The organism is Ornithinibacillus halotolerans (assembly GCF_014637405.1).
In the GTDB taxonomy this organism is placed as follows: domain Bacteria; phylum Bacillota; class Bacilli; order Bacillales; family Amphibacillaceae; genus Ornithinibacillus; species Ornithinibacillus halotolerans.
This window is the reverse complement of the sequence record NZ_BMEY01000011.1, coordinates 21,463-41,671: the sequence shown is the minus strand read 5'-3', so window position 1 is coordinate 41,671 and position 20,209 is coordinate 21,463. Positions and strand designations below refer to the sequence as shown.

Genomic DNA, 20,209 nt, shown 5'->3' with positions numbered 1-20,209 from the left:
ACAGGTGTCTGACACCCGTCGAAGTTTGTCGTATTTTGTAAAGTGGATTAGTTAGTGAAATGAAACGTTTTGTCGCCTTTGTTCGTCTTATCTAGTGAGGTGAGGACATTGTTGGTTAAATTTTTACGTGTATTGCTTTTAACGAGTATTTGTACACTTATAGTTAGTTGTGGGGAGAAGAATGTTAATGCGCCAATCATACATAGTGATGTAGAATTTGGGAAGACAGACTATAAGAAAATAGTTCGAGCCAATAATCAATTAGGATTTGATCTGTTACCTTTGGTAGATGCGGACTCGGACGGAAATATTTTACTTTCTCCAACTAGTTTATATATGGCTTTATCGATGATTTATAACGGGGCAGATGGAGAAACAAAGAAAGAAATTGCCGATATATTACATGTAGATGGGGTAGATGCTCAGGATTTAAATAAGGCCAATGCTTCATGGATGAACATATTGCATAAGAATTCAGATGAAATTCAACTTCAAATTGCGAATTCAATCTGGTTAAATGAACGGTTTCACTTTCAAGAGGAATTTGCTAATCATACAGAAGATTACTTTCATGCAACTATCGAAGAAATTGCAATAGGGGATAGTGATTCGACAAAACGAATGAATAATTGGGTGAAAGAGGCAACAAATAAAAAAATAGATGGAATTGTAGAGCCGCCACTGGATCCTGATTTAGTATCGATACTATTAAATGCCATCTATTTTAAGGGAGATTGGAAGTATGCATTTGATAAAAAGCAGACTGAAGTCGGTACGTTCCATTTAAGTGACAATATCGAAAAAGAAATTGCATTTATGACACTCCATGAAAAAATATCTTACCAAGAAAATGAGTATTTTCAGGCAGTTTCGCTTCCATATGGGGAAGAGGAGATGAGCATGAAAGTATTCTTACCAAATAAGGAAATCGAATTAGTTGAATTCATCAATCTGCTTACAGAAGAAAACTGGAAAAAGTGGAATGCTGCATTTAAACAGAAACAGGGGACCGTTGTTTTGCCTTCATTTCAAGTAGAATATGACGTGCATTTAAATGATGTCCTAAAGAACTTAGGAATGAATGGTGCATTTACAAATGAAGCGAATTTTACAAAGATGGTTGATGAAAAAGTTCCAATCTGGATTAGTGAAATAAAACAAAAGACGTTTATCGAAGTACATGAAGAAGGAACAGAAGCGGCAGCAGTTACATCGGTAGTAGTTGTTACAGAATCTACTGCTAGTGAACAACCATTTTATATGAAAGTAGACCGCCCATTTTTCTTCGTTATTACCGACGACAAATCAGGAAGCATTCTGTTCGTGGGAAGGATTACAAATCCACAAGGGTAAGAGAATTGCTGACCAGCTCCATATATATTGGAGCTGTTTTTTTTATGCAAAATCTGTTCATTCGACTTGTTTCGACATAATCCGGGAGGTGTCAGGCACCTCTACAACATACACTGGAATGGGATTGGAAATTAGTGGGAGGATATTGGTATGAGTTACATCATGGTACATCATTTGCTATAATTATCGGAATGCACCAGTTCATGGTGAAGAAATATTGATAGAATTCTTTAAGTGATCAACAACAGGGGTATTTTTAAAGGAGGACTATGCAATGAGCAATGTGAAAGTTATTTTAGATTGTGATCCAGGACATGATGATGCAATTTCTATTATTTTAGCAGCATCCAAAGTAAGTACATTACAAATCGAGGCAATTACAACAGTTGCAGGAAATGTAGAAGTTGAAAAAAATACATTAAATGCGTTAAAAGTATGCGATATAATTGGGTTAGAAGATGTTCCGGTTGCACAAGGGGCAGATAGACCGATAATTAAGGAAAAAGAAATTGCCGAGGAAATTCACGGTGAGAGTGGCCTTGATGGACCAAAGCTTCCAGAAAATCCGACAAAGATAATAATCGAACAACATGCCGTCGATCTCATTATCGAAAAGGTATTAGAATCAGAAGGAGATATTACGTTAGTTCCAACTGGTCCATTGACTAATATTGCTATGGCAATGATCCGCGAACCTAAAATCATTCCAAAAATAAAGGAAATTGTTTTAATGGGTGGCGGTACATTTGGTAATTGGACACCAGCTGCAGAGTTCAATATATACGTAGATGCAGAAGCAGCAAAAGTCGTGTTTGAAAGTGGGGCACCGATCACGATGTTCGGCTTAGATGTAACCCATCAAGCACTTGCGACAGAAACAGTCGTTAATGAACTTTCAACTATTGATAATAAAGTGGCTCATTTTGTTGTGGAACTGTTACAGTTTTTCAATAAGACGTATAAAGAACATTTTGGATTTGAAGCTGGACCAGTTCATGACGTTTGCACGGTTGCCTATTTAATTGATCCAACTATTTTTGAAATGAAGCATGTTCATGTCGATATTGAAACAAAGGGTGAGCATACATACGGGATGACATGTGTCGATGTACTTGGTGTAACTGGGAAAGAGCCGAATGTTCAATTTGCAACTAATTTAGATGGAAACAAGTTTTGGGATTTAATGAAAAAAGCATTAGAATCGTACTCTTAATTAAAGAAATACGATAGATTTATTGAAAGAAATGGAGAGATGCGAGATGAATACTCCAACCATAACCGTCATCGGTAGTATTAACATTGACTTAGTAACAGTATTTTGTCAGATGCCTGAACAAGGAGAAACCGTGATGGGAGAAAGGTTTCAAACGAACCCTGGTGGAAAAGGTGCGAATCAGGCGGTTGCTGCTGCGCGTCTAGGGGCAAATGTCCAAATGATCGGGAGAGTCGGAGATGATCAACATGGACAAGATATGATTCAATCGTTAGAAAAGGAACGTGTTTCCACGAAGATGATTGGAAAAGTCCCAAATATTAATACAGGTACGGCTAATATTTTAATCTCTGATCGTGATAATCGAATTATTATTGTCCCTGGTGCGAATTATGAAGTGACACCAGAATATGTAAAACAATTTGAACAGGAAATGAAGTCGAGCGACCTAGTATTAGTCCAATTTGAAATTCCTGATGAAACTATTCTGTATTGTTTAGATTTTTGTCATGAACATAACATTCCGATTATCGTCAATCCTGCACCTGCAAAACAATTGCCTGCTGCTTATTGGCCAAAAGCAACATACATAACACCAAATGAAAGTGAAGCAAAGCAATTGTTCCATGGGGAGGAAAACCTGGATGGTAAATTAATAATTACTCAAGGGGAGAAAGGCGTTTCTTATCATAGGGATCATCAAAAAGTGACAGTACCTGCCCATACAGTGAACCCAGTAGACACAACTGGTGCAGGGGACACATTTAATGGTGCATTAGCCGTTGCAATCTCAGAAAATATGGACCTGGAAGATGCCATTACTTTTGCAAATGCAGCCTCAGCATTATCTATACAAAAATTCGGCGCACAAGACGGAATGCCAACCCGAACAGAATTAACAACATTTATGAAGGTGTCTATGAAGGTGTCTGACACCACCCGAAATAACTCGAAAAATGTCGAATGATAAAATTCTTTTAGCAGGTGTCCTTATAATAAGGGTCACCTGTTTTTTCTATCGTAGAATCTCTTACGTCGTCCTAAAGGAAAGCGAACTTAATCGACAAAAATCGCGCTTATTCGGGAGGTGTCAGACACCTTAAGAGAAACTTAAATAGAACTTGTGAAATAGCACTAATTTACAAGAGTTTGTATAAAAAAGCAGGAAAGCAACCAATTTTAACCGAATACATAAAAGAAGAGGAAAATTGCACAGAAGCAGGTGACGTCTATGAATTGGAAAGAAATAATAAATTTAGATGATGAAAAATTAGATTTGTTATCGGAAATCGAGAAAAAACGTATGAGTAATTTGGAGAAAAATTATAGAGAGGCTCCCACATCTCTGGATAAACTAGCAGTAGAAAAAGAGATTCTAACGCTTTATTTACAAGCAATTGAGCGGAATAAGCAAAAGAAAAAAACGCTAGGTGAGTGGTTAAACGAAGAAGAACTACATCAAATTGATTTGCTCCGGGGGATAATTACTGAATCAGATCGTCCTTATTATTACGAAGCATTAATATATCAAGTTTATGTAGACAGTATATGCCGGCAAACTCATTTCTCTAAGGAAGAGCAAGTGAGACAAATGATTGAGGAAATGAAAAACACCAATTCTGATGAAGAAGCGGATGAGTTAGCAAAAACAATATTAAGTTTATTACGTGAAGTGTAAGTTTACTAAGCTCTAACCGACGGAGACAAGCGGAGGAAAAGTAATGAAATACGGAAAAATAGTACATGGTATTTTACATAGAAAAGTGAATCGTTTTATCGCTGAAGTTTTCATTGATGGTGTATTGGAACAAGTCCATATTAAAAACACTGGAAGATTACAGGAATTATTGATCTCAGGAGTTGATGTATTATTAGAATGGAGTACAAATCCAAATCGAAAAACTAGATTTTCTCTTATTTCCGTCTGGAAGAAGGAGCGGCTAGTGAATATTGACTCCCAAGCACCGAATAAGGTTGCCTATGAAGCTATTCTGGCTGGAAAAATTAAGGAAATTAGCCAAGTAGACGTGTTGAAGCGAGAAGTAACTTATGGTGATTCTCGATTTGATCTTTATTATGAAAAAGGAGACGAGAAAGGGTTCATTGAAGTGAAGGGTGTCACCCTAGAGCAAGATGGTGTGGCGATGTTTCCCGATGCTCCAACTTCTAGAGGTACGAAACATGTACTTAAATTAATTCGTGCAAGGGAAGAGGGGTATCGTGCAATGATATTATTTGTCATTCAAATGAAAGGATGCCACTCGTTTACACCTCATTTGAAGATGGATGAGAAATTCTCTCGTGCGTTACAAACTGCTTTTCGAGAAGGAGTGGTGATTATGGCGTATGATTCGATTGTAACAGAAGATGGGCTTGTTATAGATAAGGAAGTTCCAGTTGTGGTACCTTAAATTATTTTGAATAAGAGGAGGGGGATAGGTAATCAACCGAAATGTTGGCTAATCAACCATATTACGCCCGAATCAACCAAACAGCAGGCTAATAAACCGTATTCGGTTCGAATCACCCAAATTGCAAGGCTAATCAACCAGAATCTACTATGAATCAACCAAACGGCAATGTTAATCAACCGTATTCGGTTCGAATCACCCAAACTGCAGGCTAATCAACCATATTCGGTTCAAATCACCCAAATTGCAAGGTTAATCAACCAAAATCCAAGTCAATCAACCATATTATAAAGTAATCAACTAAAATCCCACATTATTCAACCAAACATAACTCCACCAGCAACAGACCCCATCCCTTTCACCAATTAATGTAAAACTGGGAAAGTTATTCTACTTGCTGAAAATATCAGTTCCGTTATAATAGGGATGTAAGCGATTTCATTGCAACAAGGGGGAGACTACTGTGATAACATTTCTAATATCTATTATTCTATTAGTAATTGCCTACTTCACGTATGGTAAATTTATTGAAAGGATATTTGGACCAACAGATGATAGGGAAACTCCAGCATATGCAAACAATGACGGGGTGGACTATCTTCCAATGAACAAACAAAAGAATGCAATGATTCAACTCTTGAATATTGCTGGTACTGGACCAATATTCGGACCAATTATGGGGGCATTATTTGGGCCAGTCGCGTTTATTTGGATTGTAGTTGGATCGATTTTTGCAGGGGCAGTTCATGATTATTTAACAGGAATGATTTCGATTCGAAATAAAGGGGCACATATTCCAGAACTTGCTGGGCGATTTTTAGGGAAATTTTCACGACATATCGTGAATGTGTTTGCGTTATTATTACTAGTTTTAGTAGGGACAGTATTTATTACGACGCCAGCATCATTAATTGATATCTTATTAGATGGTAAAGTAGCCTTTGGTATCATTTTAAGCGCGATTTTTCTTTATTTCTTCTTATCTACAATTCTACCAATTGATAAAATAATTGGTAGAGTTTATCCGATATTTGGTGCTGTGCTTTTATTTGGAACAGCAGCAATTGGTGTAGCATTACTATTTTCTGATTATAAGATTCCGGAATTATCATTACAAAATATTCATCCAGATAACTTACCTATTTTCCCAATCTTATTCTTTACGATTACTTGTGGTGCTTTATCTGGATTCCATGCGACACAATCACCAATCATCTCTAGAACAACACAAAAAGAATCACAAGGCCGTTATATTTTTTACGGCATGATGATTGCTGAAGCGATTATTGCGATGATTTGGGCAGCGGCGGCAATGAGTTTATTTGATGGAAAAACGTTAAGTGAAGTAATTGCAACAGGGACAGCATCTGCAGCAGTAAATGAAATTGCCATTACACTACTTGGTGCTGTAGCAGGTACAATCGCGGTTATGGGTGCAATAATCTTACCGATTACGTCTGGAGATACAGCATTTCGTGCAGCAAGGTCAATTATTGCGGATTATTTAAATATTGGACAAGCTAAAGTATTTAATCGACTAGCAATTGCAATTCCGCTATTTGTTATTGCCTATGCGTTAACTAAAATTGACTTTAATATATTGTGGAGATATTTCTCATGGGCAAACCAAGCGACAGCCGTCATTGCGCTTTGGATTGCGACGATGTATTTATTCGTTAAAGGAAAAAATTATCTAGTCTCATTAGCACCAGCATTATTTATGACATATATGGTATTTGTCTATATATTAAATGCTAAAATTGGCTTTAACTTAGATTTAAATATTTCCTTCGTAGTAGGAATTATCTTAACAATCATCCTTACTATATTCTTCTTTAAACATGCGAAGAAAAATAAAGCAAATAAGCTAAAAGTAGATTTATAGAGAAAGAATTGCTACGAAAAAGCAAAAACCCGTATTCACGTTCATGAGTACGGGTTTTTTCCTATTCTTCCGTTCGACAAAAATCGACGGGTGTCAGACACCATCAGCATTATCTTCGGTGAATACTCTGGATCTTGTTAGGAATCGTTTGCCAGTGGGACCTTCTACAGAAAACATGCCGCCTCTACCTTCAACAACATCGATGATGAGCTGGGTATGTTTCCAATATTCATATTGGTCTTTTGCCATATAAAATGGTGTATCGCCAATTTCTCCTAACAAAATATCCGATTCCCCTACACGAAACTCTCCTCGCGGGTAGCACATAGGAGAACTCCCGTCACAGCAGCCACCAGATTGATGAAACATTAAGTCTCCATGAACCTTTTTTAATTGTTCTAGTAACTTCAACGTTTCCTCGGTAGCAATTACACGCTCAACCATGTTACACACCTCTTTCACTTTTTTATCCTATAACTATGCAAAGAGGGCGTTATCTATATCCAAAATACACTCACAAGATTAGAATAATCCCGCTGGGCCTTCACTATAGCTCACTAATAAGTTCTTCGTGTTTTGGTAATGATCTAGCATCATTTGATGGTTCTCTCGTCCGATACCAGACTTCTTGTAACCACCAAATGCAGCATGTGCAGGATATTGGTGATAGCAGTTCGTCCATACGCGACCAGCTTCAATGTTGCGGCCAAAACGATATGCTGTCGTAATATCACGAGTCCATACACCAGCACCTAATCCGTAAAGTGTATCATTGGCAATGTTTAGTGCTTCATCTTTATCCTTAAATGTAGTTACAGAAAGAACAGGTCCGAAAATTTCCTCTTGGAAAATGCGCATTTTATTATTTCCCTTAAAAATCGTTGGTTTTACATAATAGCCTTCTGCAAGTTCACCTTCTAGCTTATTCACAGTACCACCAACAAGTACCTCGGCACCTTCTTGTTTTCCGATATCAAGGTAGGAGATGATTTTTTCCATTTGTTCGGTTGATGCTTGGGCACCCATCATTGTTTCCGTATCAAGCGGATGACCGATTTTAATTTGATTTACTCGTTCAATCGCACGTTCCATAAAGCGATCATAAATTGACTCATGAATTAATGCTCGAGATGGACATGTACATACTTCCCCTTGGTTTAATGCAAACATAACAAGTCCTTCTACTGCTTTATCCAAGAAAGCATCATCTTGATCCATTACATCTTCAAAGAAAATATTTGGTGATTTTCCACCTAATTCTAATGTAACTGGGATTAAGTTTTCAGATGCATATTGCATAATTAATCGGCCAGTCGTTGTTTCACCAGTGAACGCAATTTTTGCAATACGGCTGTTTTGAGCTAGTGGCTTACCAGCTTCTAACCCAAATCCATTTACGATATTTACAACACCAGGTGGTAATAGATCATGAATTAATTCCATCAATACATGGATAGAGGCAGGTGTTTGCTCTGCAGGCTTAAGAACGACACAGTTTCCAGCTGCTAATGCTGGCGCTAGTTTCCATGTCGCCATTAATAGTGGAAAGTTCCACGGAATAATTTGTCCTACAACACCTAGTGGCTCACGAAAATGGTAAGCTACCGTATCGTTGTCAATTTGACTAATGCCACCTTCTTGTGCCCGAATAGCTCCTGCAAAATAGCGGAAATGGTCAATTGCTAGTGGTAAGTCAGCTGCAAGGGTCTCACGTACCGCTTTTCCATTATCCCAAGTTTCTGCAACAGCAAGCATTTCTAAATTTTCTTCTATTCGATCAGCGATTTTGTTCAGGATGTTTGCTCGTTCAGCAACAGAGGTTTTTCCCCAAGCTTCTTTCGCTTCGTGAGCAGCATCAATTGCTGCTTCCACATCCTCCTTTGTAGAACGGGCTACTTCACAGAATGGTTGACCTGTGACAGGGCTTACATTTTTGAAATACTCACCATTTACCGGTGGTCGATATTCACCTCCGATAAAGTTATCATAGCGCTCTTTAAAATGAACAAGAGCTCCTTCCGTATTTGGATTTGCATACTTCATTTCTCATTCCCCCTCCTAAAGATTGATGATGAAGAATCTGGATGAGCCTCTATTAAGATGGGTATTCCAATAAATGGGTAAATATTACTTTATTTGAAAGGGATTTTTCTTCTACTGGATGACTCTTCTAATAGGTGTCTGACACCACCCGAATTTTGTCGAAACAAGAAAAAGGCGACTCCGTTTTTTGGAATCGCCTTTTCTAATTATTCGAAAGTAATCTTACGTCAACTACTCGCTGTTCGTTTATTTATAAAGAATAGGATACCGATAAGGGCAAGGATGGATACACCAAGACCTAGCCATACAGAAGATGTAATACCAAATGCGATGTATCCTACAATGGAAGCAACCGCAGCAACGATGGCATATGGGATTTGTGTCGTTACATGATCCATTAAATCACAATCGGCCCCTAAAGAAGAAAGAATCGTCGTATCTGAAATCGGTGAACTATGGTCTCCAAATACTGCACCAGCTAAAACAGCACCGATTGCAGCCAATAACCATTCTGGTTGGGTAGAACCAATGATAGCTGCACTAATAGGTATCATTATGGCAAATGTTCCCCAAGATGTCCCTGTCGCAAAGGCCATTAATCCAGATAGAACAAAGATAATTGCTGGAATAATCCAAAACGGGATACTATCTTGAACAAAAGAAGCTAGGAACTCTCCTGTTTCCAGTCGACCAATAATATCACCAAGTGACCATGCAAAAATTAAAATCAGCACTCCACCTAGCATACTTTCCATCCCTTTTGTAATCGTGGAGATAAATTCCTTTGCCTTCATTTTTTTACGTGGTAAGTATAGTAAACCAGCAACGACAATGGATAAGACAACCCCGTATACGAGGGAAGTGGTAATATTTCCATTACCAGCAGCATCCATTAGTCCAACTCCACCTTCAAATAACCCGCCTGAGTTTAAGAAGAATAGCAAAGTAGCAAGAATCATCGTTAAAATTGGAAGTAATAAGTCTAATGCACTACTAAATGGAATTTTTGGTCGTTCTTCCATCGTAGTTGCCGCAGCTTCTGCTTGCATGGATTCTTGAGCCTTTACTTCATGTTTTTTCATAACCGAGAAATCCATTTTAAACCAAATAATCGTAATAACGAGTAATAAAGCCGTAATCGCATAATAATTGGCAGGAATCGTTGCTAAAAATGCAGAAAATGCATCTGTCCCAACTCCATATGTTTGAATCGGTTCGGCAATTAACGAAAGTATATATGCTCCCCAACTTGAAAGCGGGATAAGCACACAGATTGGTGCCGCAGTGGAGTCTATAATATAGGCAAGTTTCGCCCGTGACACTCCATACTTATCTGTAATTGGGCGAGCAATTTGACCAACTGCTAAACTATTAAAATAGTCATCTACAAAAATAGCATATCCAGTGAACATCGTAACTAACTGGGCACCGCGACGAGATTTTACTTTGGAAAGTGCCCATAATCCAAACCGTTCTGTAGCTCCTGACTTTTGCAAAAGAGCAGTTAATCCACCTAAGAGAAGAGCAAAGGCTAAAATAGGTGTATTCCATTCAGGATCTGCTGCTGAAGCAAAAATCGTTTGAAATGTATCAGGTAATCCAGATGTTAAAGAAAAACCAGCTAGAATAAGACAACCACTGACAATCCCAATGAAAAGAGAAAGCAATACTTCACGTGTAGCAATCGCAAATCCAATGGCAAGGAGTGGTGGAATAATGGACCACCAAGTTGCTTCCATATCAATTCCTCCTATTTTTATTTATTTTGTAATCGCTTACAAATATGCGTAGTGGAGATTCGTATTAATTATTTATTAAACTTTTCTCTTTAATATGAACTCCTCGTTTAGCCATTTCATCTATATGCACGTCACCTGGAACAATTTGTTCTGGTGCAAATACGCCTTTTTGATGGATGAGGCCACTGCCAATCATTTGGGCAACGACGGATATACTGTAAGCAGTCGCACGAGCCATCGCAGTAACTTTATGTTCACGATCAAATTCTGCTAGTAATTCATATTCTCGAGATACAGTTTCTCCAGCAACTATTCCCTCTAGAATAACGCGGACTAAAACGACATCTTCTTTATCCCCTAGATCTAAAATTGGTTCTAGTACTTTTGCCAGCACATCTCGTGGTCGAATCATTTGTCCATCTAGTTCTACATAATAATCATCACGTAGCAAATGTAATTCAGAGAGTAATTTTATTTTCTTCGCATGGCCTGGATAGCGAATCGTTTTATAATCTAAATTTTTAATAGTAGGAAACGTATAAGGCAATGTAGAAGTACCACCTGCTGTATGAAAAGCTTCTAATGGACCAAATCGTTCAAAGTAAATATCTTCCACTTCGGATAATGTAGGGATTTCTTGCTGCTGTCCATTCCGGTAGATGGTAGATTTTCCTTCGTATTGATAGATAATTCCGTCCATCGAATACACTTGATTGTACTCTAAAGGAGGTTCTGGCTCCTTAGGGATTCCACCAACACGGAGGTGAATGGATTGTAATTCATCAAAAGTTTTTGCACCATGTCCAACGAGAATATTGGTTAAACCAGGTGCAACACCAAGTTCGGTAATGTAGGTTGTGCCATTTTGCTTCGCTTCCTGATCAAGGGCAAGAATTTCTTTAGCAAGATCGTTTACATTCCCGCCTAAATCAACACCATGAACTCCTGCTTGTATGGCCATTTTTGCCACAGCTTTGTTTAACGTATAAACAGTAGCATTAATAACAACATCAAAATCTTTAATAAAATTAATAAAATTGCTTTCATCAGCAGTGTCCATGTAGACAGCTTGTAGTCGATTGTCCTGTAGCTGCATACAAACTTGTTCGGCCCTAGATATATCGAGGTCACCTACTACGACTTGTTCCACATTTGGATTTCTAATTAAATCACGGGTTACTTCTTTTCCCATTAGTCCAGCACCTAGGACAAAAATTCTCATTAAAATTCCTCCTTTTTGTGTATGAAAAACTAGGTTAACATGTTGATATGATTTGAATTTCACCTCCTCTATGAAGAAATAGCTTTGTAGCCGCTGTTAACGAAGTGAACCCAATGGCCACAAGAAGCTATATCATTAGAACTTCAAGTAGATTTAATTAAGAAATGTAGCTACTTGAAGGTTGATTCACAAATAGAAAACAAAAAAAGCCAGCTATCACACTAAGGATAAGAATTTTATCTCGTAGGTGGTAAACTGGCTCATATCTAAGGAATGCTTTACCTCATCAGTAAAGTCAGTTAGATTTGACAGTGTTAGTAATTTGATTATTATTATAATATTTTTAATATTTTAATATTATCAATACAGAGATTAGCTGTCAACTGGATATAGAAGAAAATACACCATTCGACAAATTCCGGGAGGTGTCAGACACCCTTTACAATTGGGGGAAAATAGTTAACAATAGAACAATATTGTACTAGGAGAATTGGAATGAGCAATCAATATTTAACTGTTGAAGAGATTCAAGCAAAATGTAATCAATTAATGAATGAATATGAAATAGATGAAGAGAAGTTTTATACTATTGTTGAACGATGGGCAGAGGAAGAAGTGTCTGTTGATGATAAACTAGTTGCTAGTTTTCAAGAATTATTAAAAGTTGTTAGTACCGAAATTTCAAATATGGAAGACCATGTTGGTCTAACCTCAACATGCCGAATGGGATGTTCGTTTTGTTGTTACTTTCCGATCATTGTTAATGAAATGGAAGCAAAACTAATGAACCAAGCTATTCAGAATTTACCGGATGAAAGAAGAAGTAGCATTCAAGAACATTTGAGACAATACTATGAAACATATAAACAACAAATAGAAGAAGTTCTCACCCTAGACTTTAAAAATGATCCAGATTTCAAAATGAAATATCGTAAAACACTCACACCATGTCCACTACTAGATACGAAAACAAATAAATGTATGGCATATGAGATTCGACCGATACCTTGTCGGACATACATGAATTTTACAAACCCCACTATTTGTGAAACGAACCTTATGCCAAAAGAAACCATTAGCTTTGAATTTTTGTATGCTCAGTACATGGGGGCACTCAATGAGTTCCTACAATTCCTATATGAAGAAGGAGACACCGGATTCATTCACTACCCAGACGACCTATACAAAGAAAACTATCTAATCGAATGGATGAAACCAACCGCAAAATAAAAGATAAGGTGTCTGACACCTCCCGAAAAAGCTCGGATTTTGTCGAATGAAACTACTTAATTAATCCATTAAGTAGTTTTTTTATTACTTTTTATTTTTAAATAGAAGAAGTGTATGTGAAACGATATTTTACTAATAGATAGGTAGATTTCATCGTTCCCTTTATATCCGACAATTCGATTTTACACTTTTGACTTTCAAGAGTAGATATTCTATTTTATTGATAATTATAGGGAAAGGAGGAGTATAGAATTGCTAGAAAGAATAGAATGTGGTCGTCCCACGCATTCTACCATATTGTTTCGAGAGGAAATCGCCGTGGAGCACTTTTTCTAGAAAAAGGAGATTTTCAAGCATTTTTATATTTACTTGAAAAAGTAAATGAGAAAACCCCGTTTGAACTTGCCTCATACTGCCTCATGAATAACCACTACCACCTCCAATTGCGTTCTAAGAACCATTCTATTTCTAAGATTATGGCATTAATTAACAAGCGCTATGCTGACTACTATAACAAAAAATATGATCTAACTGGACATGTATTTGAAAATAGATTTTATGGAGAGATAATTGAACCTGGTAGTGGCATGCTGCAAGTAAGTAGTTATATTCATTTAAATCCAGTAAGAGCGAATCTAGTGAATAAGCCTGAACATTATCCTTGGAGTAGTTATCAATATTATGTAAATCCAATAAGACATGAGTTGCTAGTACTTGACGAAGTATTAGCTTACTTCCCTGGAAGTGACCACAATAAACGGAAAAAATACGGTGAGTATATTCAGTTAGAACAAGAGAGAAAGGAAAGTAAAAGTTCGTAAAATCTAAATAGTTAATAGAGGTAGAAAACATTTATATGTATAAATTGACGTATTAAGAACCCGAGTTAGTAGAGGAGGAGCTAAAATGGGACATGATATTTTAGGATTTAATAGAGGTGGGGAAGAAATAGCCTATGCTAGATTTAGTATGGGAAACTATAATGCTCTTATTTTATATGGCTTATTGGATGCTTATGATTATTATGCAGGGGTTAGTGGAAATGGAACCGAGACGACATATACATTAGAGGAAATAAGAAAAAGTTGGCGAGAGTTCAAGCAAAGTAATAAAAATAATGCTTGTGAATCAGAGGATGAATTTAAACATTGGGATGAAAAACAAATCTTTCGGTTTATAAAAAATTGCTTAGAAACTGCTGAAAAGGAGGGGAGTGTCAGAGTGTACTTTGGATGACCTTCCTACGTACCACGAAATGCACGGGAAGAAAATAAATTACTAAATAAAGAGATCGCTTTAGTTCGAATACTAAAGCGATCTTTTTGTTTGTGTTCCTAATCATTAAACTAATGTAAACATATGATATAATTTAGCTATGCATTCGACAAAATTCGGGTGGTGTCAGACACCATTATCAGGAAAGGATTTGATTGATGTGGCAACTATTTTTATTTCTGGGGAAATACCGAAGATTGGTAATGATATTCTTTCTGGGCATGAAGTGCATGTGTTTCCTGGTGAGAAGTTAATTACAGAGGATGAGCTTATTGAAGGAGTTCGTCATGCAGATGCACTAATCTGTCCACTTTCCACGAAAGTAACGAGAAAAGTGATTGAATCAGCTCCTAACTTAAAAGTGATTGCTAACTTTGGGGCTGGATTTGACAATATTGATATTCAAGCCGCAAAAGAAAGAAACATCCCCGTTTCGAACACACCAGGAGTTTCAACAGAAGCTACTGCAGAACTTACCCTTGGTTTAATGTTAGCCCTTGCACGACGTATTCCAGAAGGAGACACATTATGTCGTACAACAGGATTTAATGGATGGGCACCATTGTTCTTCTTAGGAAGAGAATTAACGAATAAGAAATTAGGAATTGTTGGTTTCGGGAATATTGGACAATCTGTAGCAAAACGAGCAAAAGCTTTTGATATGGACATATATTATACTGGACGTTCCCAAAAAGATGCTGCAATTGAAGAAAAATATAATGCTACATATGTAACGTTTGAAGAGCTAGTAGAAACATGTGATGTTATTAGTGTACATACAGCCTACAATAAAGACACTCATCACTTATTTACTAAAGACGTATTTGCTAAGATGAAAAAAGAAGCATTCTTCTTAAATTTAGCAAGAGGACCAGTAGTGAAAGAAGCAGATCTTGTGGAAGCACTAAAAGAAGGAGATATAGCAGGAGCAGCATTAGATGTTTATGAATTTGAACCAGAAATTACTGGTGACTTAAAACAATTACAAAATGTTGTCCTTACTCCACATATCGGAAATGCTACGATCGAAACAAGAGATGCAATGGCAACACTCGCTGCCAAAAACGTCATCAATGTATTAGATAACAAAGGCGCACTAACACCAGTTTGGTAAGATAAAAATGGGTGTCTGACACCTCCCGAAAAAGCTCGAAGAATGTCGAATAAATGATAAATGAAAAGGTAGGGGAGCGATATCACGATCGCAGTTACCCTACCTTCGTTCATTTTATAAGTAATACATTATTTCGCTAATTTCTTCAAATAGATTAGATAATGCAAAATCACTAATAATATAACTAATAATTGCAATGATTAGTACGGTTAAGAAACTATGGTACACTTTCAACCCTTTTGTATCTACTTGACTCGACTTCTCATAAACAAATATTGCTGGCACAATGGAAACCATAAATGTATTCGAAGCAACTAAAGGCACTAATGTTAATGTGGCAGAACCAATTAATCCACCAAATAAAGCAATAATATTTAATGCTAAAAATGGAACAACTAGTCCACCATATTGGGAAAGTAGTGTTTTGAAATTATCTTGATGTTTAGCTAGTTTCGTTACAGCCAGCGCACTTCCGAACGTAATCGCAATAATAATAAATGCACCCAGTATAAATCGGAAATTCATTCCAAAGAATGGAAGCGATTCACTGACAGAAAAGAAACTAGTAATCGATTTGTAAACAGAATTTGCTAATAGATAAATACTTAATGAAAACGTAACAGCATAGAGAACTAAAGTTACAATACTATTAAGCAAATTGTTCTCGGTAGATTGAAATGAATTAGACGGATTTTTAATATGATGAACGATATAATTCCAATATTGAGATAATCCTGTTTTTACTTTTTCCACCGTATCATTTGTTTGAGTTTGATTAACAGTAGTCGCAGCCGTTTGTGTTTCTGGTGTATTTACATGATTTGCATCCATAGAATGAACTTCAGATGTTGCGGAAGCTGCTGTTTGCTGATCTTGTAGTAATCCACCACATTCTTCACAAAACTTTCCTGTGTTTTGATTGTGGCCACAGTTTGTACAAGTTTGCATAATGGTTCTCCTCTCTTTTAACCCTAAATTATCTAGTAGTGCTTCTGTAAAAAAATATGTATCACTCCATAATAAGTCACCTATTATGACTTATTAGGCTGGCTTTACTTTCCTCCTTTTGTCGTAGTAATTTTTTCTTACAAAACAATTATAACAAAGTTTCTTAGACTGAAAAATAAAACTTTTCAAAAATTCATATTACTGACTACCTTAACGAGGACCTTCATTAATATTATCGAATAAAATTTGTTTAAAAGTATATGAGCGTGCCTCTCATCAACAGTTCAAAAAGAAAATAGGTTAAAAAGTATATGAGGGAGCTCCTCATTAACATTCCAAAAAGAAACTAGCATAAAAAGTATATGAGTCAATACCCCACATACCTTTGCACTTCTATTCCTAATTGAAATTACTAAACTCAGAACCTATTGTTTTAAACCTACTATTTTGATACTATTAGTTAGTGAAAACAACCTTAGAGAACATGCATTCATGGAGATTTCCTATAAAATGACGTGCAAACAATTGTAGTTCTATGAATCTATAGATCTGCAATTTTTTTAATGGTCAAATTAGGAAGCTTGTTTTCTGATAGAAAGTGGGCCTAAGTTTTGTATATACCCACGTAATGACTTGGAGAAGAAATTACATGATAAGAATATTAGTCGTAATCATTCACATTGCTTTTTTATACATCATCTTTCGAATAGGAACGTGGATTCAGGAAGCGCTCCATTTATTTGTCCCTGGTAGTGTAATTGGTCTATTGTTACTGTTCCTACTACTCCTTACAGGTATCGTTAAAGTAAATTGGATCAAAGAAGGGACAGAACAATTAATTAAACATTTACCACTAGTTTTTATACCGGTAACGGTTGGGATAATGGATTATTTCAGCTTATTTCATGGTAAAGGAATTTTGCTTGTTATCATCGTTTTACTAAGTACAATACTTGTAAAATTAAGTTCCGGATTTACGAGCCAGTATTTAATGAAAGGGAGGGAGAGGGAACATGAATAATATCGTCATCGGTGTGATCGGTATTTTGGGAATTGTTATCGCTTATCTCATAGGAAGATGGTTAAATAATAAATTCCCTTCTCCTTTCACGATTCCAATATTGATCGCTACGGTTGTATTAGTTAGCATTTTATTACTTTTTGGTATTACGTATGAAACATTTATGATTGGAGGTAAATGGGTGAATGAATTGCTCGGTCCTTCTGTCGTAGCCTTAGCCTATCCACTTTACTTACAAAGGAAGCTATTGAAAAAATACTTCCTTCCCATATTTTCTGGTGTATTCATTGGCGCACTAATCGGAGTAGTAAGTGGACTTTTGTTAGCAAAATGGATGAATGTCGATGAGTTTATTGTTTATTCCCTTGTACCAAAGTCTGTCACAACGCCAGTTGCAATGAATATTGCCGAATCATTAGGAGGTGTTCCACCACTGGCTGCTGTATTTGTAATGATAGCTGGGATAGGGGGAGCGGTTCTTGGGCCAATCGTATTTCGGATATTTCGTATTCATAAAAGTGTTGCCAAAGGTGTAGGGTTAGGTAGTGCTTCTCACGCAATTGGTACATCAACTGCAATGGAACATAGTCAACAAGCTGGGGCTGTAAGTACGGTTGCCATGGTATTAAGTGCCATTATTGTGTCCATACTAACACCAATTCTTGTTGGTGGACTATATTAAAGATAAAGCCACGTCTTGCCTCTAATATGGTGCAATACGTGGCTTTCTTTTACAGTCCTTGTGGTTTACTTTGAAGTAAGCCTACATAAATGCTCCGGTAATACCAAACTAAAAAACCTTCTAAAACTAGAAGCAAAAGGGCAAGTATCAGCAGTTCGGAATCAACAAAGAGATGAAATGCAACAATATTTACTATTAAGCTAGCAAGAACAATTAAAACTAGTGGTACAAACTTTCGAATAATTAATAGAATGCCAGCTAATATTTCTATGCCTTTTTCCATAACTAATAAATACCCATCACCAAGAAATTCTGTTGCTTGAGGACTTGTTGGCGCAAATGGCTCTAATCCAAAAAGAACAAAGTAACCATTCAAACCAGCTCCGAGAAAAATTAGTCCTAATAGACACTCCGCAATCCTTGCTAGTTTTTTCATTGGCAATTCCTCCACATATTATTTTCCTACTCCATTAAAGTATATCATTTTGTTTATTTAATATTTAGAAAAAACAAAACGAATCAATTAGAACGAAATACTTAACAGTAAGTTTACATCCTATTCATGTTCAGCTAATAAACGCACTTTATAATAAAGATATAACTTGCTCAAGATCTTAGTTAATACCCCCTATTTTTTATTTATAAAAAGCGCTAATTACTACTATGTAATTAGTGTTTTTTTTGCGTAAAGATATTCATTTTAGTGTTTGGAGTATTTTTGCTATAGTAGTAGTATACAAATTCCGCTATTAACAGGAAGGAAAGAGGCAACAGGATGAACGTAACGCGGCAACAGAGCAAATCTTTTATCGCAGATCTTAAATCATTGGTGAAGTCTGGTGTTCTAATTGCTAATGTATTACCTGTCTTTTCTGGATTTTGGTTAGCACTTTATTTTACAAATCAGTCGTTCGTAGTTAACATTGGATTATTTCTACTCACATTGTTAGGAAGTACGTTCGTCATGGCTGGTGCGTTAGTGATGAATAATTGGTATGATGTGGACATTGATACGGTAATGGACCGGACGAAAAAACGGCCAACCGTGACGGGGAACTTTTCTTTACAAACGGTTTTAATCATTGGAATTTGCAGCACGATAGCTGGTTTTTTACTGTTATTCCTTACAACGCTTGAAGCGGTACTGTATTCATTTGTAGGCTGGTTCACATACGTTATTTTATATACGATGTGGTCCAAGCGGAGGTACACGTTTAATACAATTATTGGAAGCATTTCTGGTGCTGTTACACCTCTCATTGGTTGGGCAGCAATTGATTCTGTATTTCATCCTGTTCCAATTATTTTATTTCTTATCCTTTTTATTGTACAAATGCCTCATACGTATGCGATTGCCATCAGAAAGCATGATGAATATAAAGCTGCTGGGGTTGCAATGCTCCCAGTTGTTCGAGGATTTGCCGTAACGAAAATCCATTTCCTATTTTACATTCTTTGTTTAATTCCTTTACCTTTCTTTGTACGTGATGAACTTGGTATCCTTTTTGTCATCATTGCAACGCTTTTACATATTGGTTGGCTTCTATTAAGTATTAGTGGATTTAAAACAAAAGATGATATCCAATGGGCACGAAAAAACTTCCTGTACTCTGTAAATTATATTTTTATTATTTTTATTATGGTCGTTCTCGTAACGTTGTAGTAGTTACTCAATAGAGTTTTATTTTGAAAGCGCTACCTTATCCAGGTCATTATATAGGATAAGGTAGTTTTTATGTTTAGAAATGCTATAAAGTGGAATACTATACTAGCTATAAATATCTTTTATAGGAGTGAAATCATATGAGTTTAATTTGGAGTTTAATTGTTGGTGGAATACTTGGTTGGATTGGGAGCTTAATTGTTGGTAAGGATATCCCTGGAGGTATCTTTGGTAATATTATCGCCGGTATTATTGGTGCGTGGATTGGTTCTGCTTTATTAGGAGAGTGGGGACCAGAGATGGGTGGTTACTATCTTATTCCAGCATTAATTGGAGCGATCATCCTAATCTTCGTAGCAAGCCTAATCATGAAAGCATTAAGAAAAAACAAATAAAAAGAGAAGATCCCC

General features: G+C 36.6%; 20 protein-coding genes. 14 read left to right on the top strand and 6 right to left on the bottom strand.

The genetic code is table 11. The annotated features are described in order from the left end of the window. Positions 1 to 111 precede the first annotated feature (111 nt). The 6 genes from IEV35_RS11725 to IEV35_RS11700 all read left to right on the top strand — a co-directional run bounded on the left by IEV35_RS11725 (position 112) and on the right by IEV35_RS11700 (position 6,862). Positions 112 to 1,353 (top strand): serpin family protein, encoded by a 1,242-nt coding sequence (locus tag IEV35_RS11725; RefSeq protein ID WP_188384842.1) that lies wholly within the window; start codon positions 112 to 114, stop codon positions 1,351 to 1,353. Positions 1,354 to 1,627: 274 nt separating this feature from the next. After that, positions 1,628 to 2,566 (top strand): nucleoside hydrolase, encoded by a 939-nt coding sequence (locus tag IEV35_RS11720; RefSeq protein WP_188384841.1) that lies wholly within the window; start codon positions 1,628 to 1,630, stop codon positions 2,564 to 2,566. Between the two features lie 46 nt (positions 2,567 to 2,612). Then, positions 2,613 to 3,533: a ribokinase gene (gene rbsK, locus IEV35_RS11715; protein WP_188384840.1), complete on the top strand. Its 921-nt coding sequence runs from the start codon at positions 2,613 to 2,615 to the stop codon at positions 3,531 to 3,533. A 264-nt stretch (positions 3,534 to 3,797) separates the two neighbouring features. Beyond that, positions 3,798 to 4,244 (top strand): hypothetical protein, encoded by a 447-nt coding sequence (locus IEV35_RS11710; RefSeq protein ID WP_188384839.1) that lies wholly within the window; start codon positions 3,798 to 3,800, stop codon positions 4,242 to 4,244. Between the two features lie 43 nt (positions 4,245 to 4,287). Then, positions 4,288 to 4,977 (top strand): DNA/RNA nuclease SfsA, encoded by a 690-nt coding sequence (gene sfsA / locus IEV35_RS11705; RefSeq protein WP_188384838.1) that lies wholly within the window; start codon positions 4,288 to 4,290, stop codon positions 4,975 to 4,977. Positions 4,978 to 5,440: 463 nt separating this feature from the next. Continuing rightward, positions 5,441 to 6,862 carry a carbon starvation CstA family protein gene (locus IEV35_RS11700; protein ID WP_188384837.1) on the top strand — a complete coding sequence of 474 codons (1,422 nt, stop codon included), beginning with the start codon at positions 5,441 to 5,443 and terminating at the stop codon, positions 6,860 to 6,862. A 93-nt stretch (positions 6,863 to 6,955) separates the two neighbouring features. Here the strand turns inward: IEV35_RS11700 and IEV35_RS11695 are convergent, their stop codons facing one another. The 4 genes from IEV35_RS11695 to IEV35_RS11680 all read right to left on the bottom strand — a co-directional run bounded on the left by IEV35_RS11695 (position 6,956) and on the right by IEV35_RS11680 (position 11,866). After that, positions 6,956 to 7,306: a DUF779 domain-containing protein gene (locus IEV35_RS11695; protein ID WP_188384836.1), complete on the bottom strand. Its 351-nt coding sequence runs from the start codon at positions 7,304 to 7,306 to the stop codon at positions 6,956 to 6,958. Positions 7,307 to 7,384: 78 nt separating this feature from the next. Further along, on the bottom strand, positions 7,385 to 8,905 hold the full coding sequence (gene adh, locus IEV35_RS11690) for an aldehyde dehydrogenase (protein WP_188384835.1): 1,521 nt from the start codon (positions 8,903 to 8,905) through the stop codon (positions 7,385 to 7,387). Between the two features lie 227 nt (positions 8,906 to 9,132). Continuing rightward, positions 9,133 to 10,644: a Na+/H+ antiporter NhaC family protein gene (locus tag IEV35_RS11685; RefSeq protein WP_188384834.1), complete on the bottom strand. Its 1,512-nt coding sequence runs from the start codon at positions 10,642 to 10,644 to the stop codon at positions 9,133 to 9,135. A gap of 64 nt (positions 10,645 to 10,708) precedes the next feature. After that, positions 10,709 to 11,866 (bottom strand): saccharopine dehydrogenase family protein, encoded by a 1,158-nt coding sequence (locus IEV35_RS11680; RefSeq protein WP_188384833.1) that lies wholly within the window; start codon positions 11,864 to 11,866, stop codon positions 10,709 to 10,711. A 495-nt stretch (positions 11,867 to 12,361) separates the two neighbouring features. Between IEV35_RS11680 and IEV35_RS11675 the strand changes: the two genes are divergently transcribed. The 4 genes from IEV35_RS11675 to IEV35_RS11660 all read left to right on the top strand — a co-directional run bounded on the left by IEV35_RS11675 (position 12,362) and on the right by IEV35_RS11660 (position 15,485). Further along, positions 12,362 to 13,096 (top strand): YkgJ family cysteine cluster protein, encoded by a 735-nt coding sequence (locus IEV35_RS11675; protein ID WP_188384832.1) that lies wholly within the window; start codon positions 12,362 to 12,364, stop codon positions 13,094 to 13,096. Between the two features lie 269 nt (positions 13,097 to 13,365). Further along, the gene (locus tag IEV35_RS11670; protein ID WP_308419785.1) at positions 13,366 to 13,917 is read left to right on the top strand and encodes a transposase; all 552 of its coding nucleotides are present in this window, start codon (positions 13,366 to 13,368) and stop codon (positions 13,915 to 13,917) included. Positions 13,918 to 14,002: 85 nt separating this feature from the next. Next, positions 14,003 to 14,332, top strand: a complete 330-nt coding sequence (locus IEV35_RS11665) for a hypothetical protein (RefSeq protein ID WP_188384831.1) — start codon at positions 14,003 to 14,005, stop codon at positions 14,330 to 14,332. Positions 14,333 to 14,531: 199 nt separating this feature from the next. Then, on the top strand, positions 14,532 to 15,485 hold the full coding sequence (locus IEV35_RS11660; RefSeq protein WP_188384830.1) for a 2-hydroxyacid dehydrogenase family protein: 954 nt from the start codon (positions 14,532 to 14,534) through the stop codon (positions 15,483 to 15,485). Between the two features lie 114 nt (positions 15,486 to 15,599). Here IEV35_RS11660 and IEV35_RS11655 read toward each other — a convergent pair whose 3' ends face one another. Further along, the gene (locus tag IEV35_RS11655; protein ID WP_188384829.1) at positions 15,600 to 16,433 is read right to left on the bottom strand and encodes a DUF6574 domain-containing protein; all 834 of its coding nucleotides are present in this window, start codon (positions 16,431 to 16,433) and stop codon (positions 15,600 to 15,602) included. A 649-nt stretch (positions 16,434 to 17,082) separates the two neighbouring features. On the opposite strand from IEV35_RS11655, the gene IEV35_RS11650 reads away from it, so the two are divergent. Together IEV35_RS11650 and IEV35_RS11645 are read left to right on the top strand one after the other, a co-directional pair. Further along, positions 17,083 to 17,454, top strand: coding sequence for a CidA/LrgA family protein (locus IEV35_RS11650; RefSeq protein WP_188384828.1), 372 nt, complete (start codon positions 17,083 to 17,085; stop codon positions 17,452 to 17,454). After that, the gene (locus IEV35_RS11645) at positions 17,447 to 18,136 is read left to right on the top strand and encodes an LrgB family protein (RefSeq protein WP_188384827.1); all 690 of its coding nucleotides are present in this window, start codon (positions 17,447 to 17,449) and stop codon (positions 18,134 to 18,136) included. Before IEV35_RS11650 ends, IEV35_RS11645 begins: the two co-directional genes overlap by 8 nt. Positions 18,137 to 18,185: 49 nt before the next feature. On the opposite strand, the gene IEV35_RS11640 is transcribed toward IEV35_RS11645, so the two are convergent. Beyond that, a complete protein-coding gene (locus tag IEV35_RS11640) occupies positions 18,186 to 18,572 on the bottom strand; it encodes a hypothetical protein (RefSeq protein WP_188384826.1) in 387 nt (128 codons plus the stop codon). Positions 18,573 to 18,911: 339 nt separating this feature from the next. On the opposite strand from IEV35_RS11640, the gene cyoE reads away from it, so the two are divergent. Together cyoE and IEV35_RS11630 are read left to right on the top strand one after the other, a co-directional pair. After that, positions 18,912 to 19,799, top strand: coding sequence for a heme o synthase (gene cyoE, locus IEV35_RS11635; RefSeq protein ID WP_188384825.1), 888 nt, complete (start codon positions 18,912 to 18,914; stop codon positions 19,797 to 19,799). A 140-nt stretch (positions 19,800 to 19,939) separates the two neighbouring features. Next, complete coding sequence (locus tag IEV35_RS11630; RefSeq protein WP_188384824.1) at positions 19,940 to 20,194, top strand: GlsB/YeaQ/YmgE family stress response membrane protein; 255 nt, start codon at positions 19,940 to 19,942, stop codon at positions 20,192 to 20,194. The last annotated feature ends 15 nt before the right edge of the window (positions 20,195 to 20,209 follow it).

What these genes read in the sequence shown, in the direction of transcription:
- rbsK (WP_188384840.1), top strand. Translation starts at nt 2,613, where the DNA reads ATGAATACTCCAACCATAACCGTCATCGGTAGTATTAACATTGACTTA.
- IEV35_RS11680 (WP_188384833.1), bottom strand. Translation starts at nt 11,866, where the DNA reads ATGAGAATTTTTGTCCTAGGTGCTGGACTAATGGGAAAAGAAGTAACC.
- sfsA (WP_188384838.1), top strand. Translation starts at nt 4,288, where the DNA reads ATGAAATACGGAAAAATAGTACATGGTATTTTACATAGAAAAGTGAAT.
- IEV35_RS11640 (WP_188384826.1), bottom strand. Translation starts at nt 18,572, where the DNA reads ATGAAAAAACTAGCAAGGATTGCGGAGTGTCTATTAGGACTAATTTTT.
- IEV35_RS11630 (WP_188384824.1), top strand. Translation starts at nt 19,940, where the DNA reads ATGAGTTTAATTTGGAGTTTAATTGTTGGTGGAATACTTGGTTGGATT.
- IEV35_RS11650 (WP_188384828.1), top strand. Translation starts at nt 17,083, where the DNA reads ATGATAAGAATATTAGTCGTAATCATTCACATTGCTTTTTTATACATC.
- cyoE (WP_188384825.1), top strand. Translation starts at nt 18,912, where the DNA reads ATGAACGTAACGCGGCAACAGAGCAAATCTTTTATCGCAGATCTTAAA.
- IEV35_RS11645 (WP_188384827.1), top strand. Translation starts at nt 17,447, where the DNA reads ATGAATAATATCGTCATCGGTGTGATCGGTATTTTGGGAATTGTTATC.
- adh (WP_188384835.1), bottom strand. Translation starts at nt 8,905, where the DNA reads ATGAAGTATGCAAATCCAAATACGGAAGGAGCTCTTGTTCATTTTAAA.
- IEV35_RS11675 (WP_188384832.1), top strand. Translation starts at nt 12,362, where the DNA reads ATGAGCAATCAATATTTAACTGTTGAAGAGATTCAAGCAAAATGTAAT.
- IEV35_RS11670 (WP_308419785.1), top strand. Translation starts at nt 13,366, where the DNA reads ATGTGGTCGTCCCACGCATTCTACCATATTGTTTCGAGAGGAAATCGC.
- IEV35_RS11695 (WP_188384836.1), bottom strand. Translation starts at nt 7,306, where the DNA reads ATGGTTGAGCGTGTAATTGCTACCGAGGAAACGTTGAAGTTACTAGAA.
- IEV35_RS11710 (WP_188384839.1), top strand. Translation starts at nt 3,798, where the DNA reads ATGAATTGGAAAGAAATAATAAATTTAGATGATGAAAAATTAGATTTG.
- IEV35_RS11720 (WP_188384841.1), top strand. Translation starts at nt 1,628, where the DNA reads ATGAGCAATGTGAAAGTTATTTTAGATTGTGATCCAGGACATGATGAT.
- IEV35_RS11685 (WP_188384834.1), bottom strand. Translation starts at nt 10,644, where the DNA reads ATGGAAGCAACTTGGTGGTCCATTATTCCACCACTCCTTGCCATTGGA.
- IEV35_RS11655 (WP_188384829.1), bottom strand. Translation starts at nt 16,433, where the DNA reads ATGCAAACTTGTACAAACTGTGGCCACAATCAAAACACAGGAAAGTTT.
- IEV35_RS11665 (WP_188384831.1), top strand. Translation starts at nt 14,003, where the DNA reads ATGGGACATGATATTTTAGGATTTAATAGAGGTGGGGAAGAAATAGCC.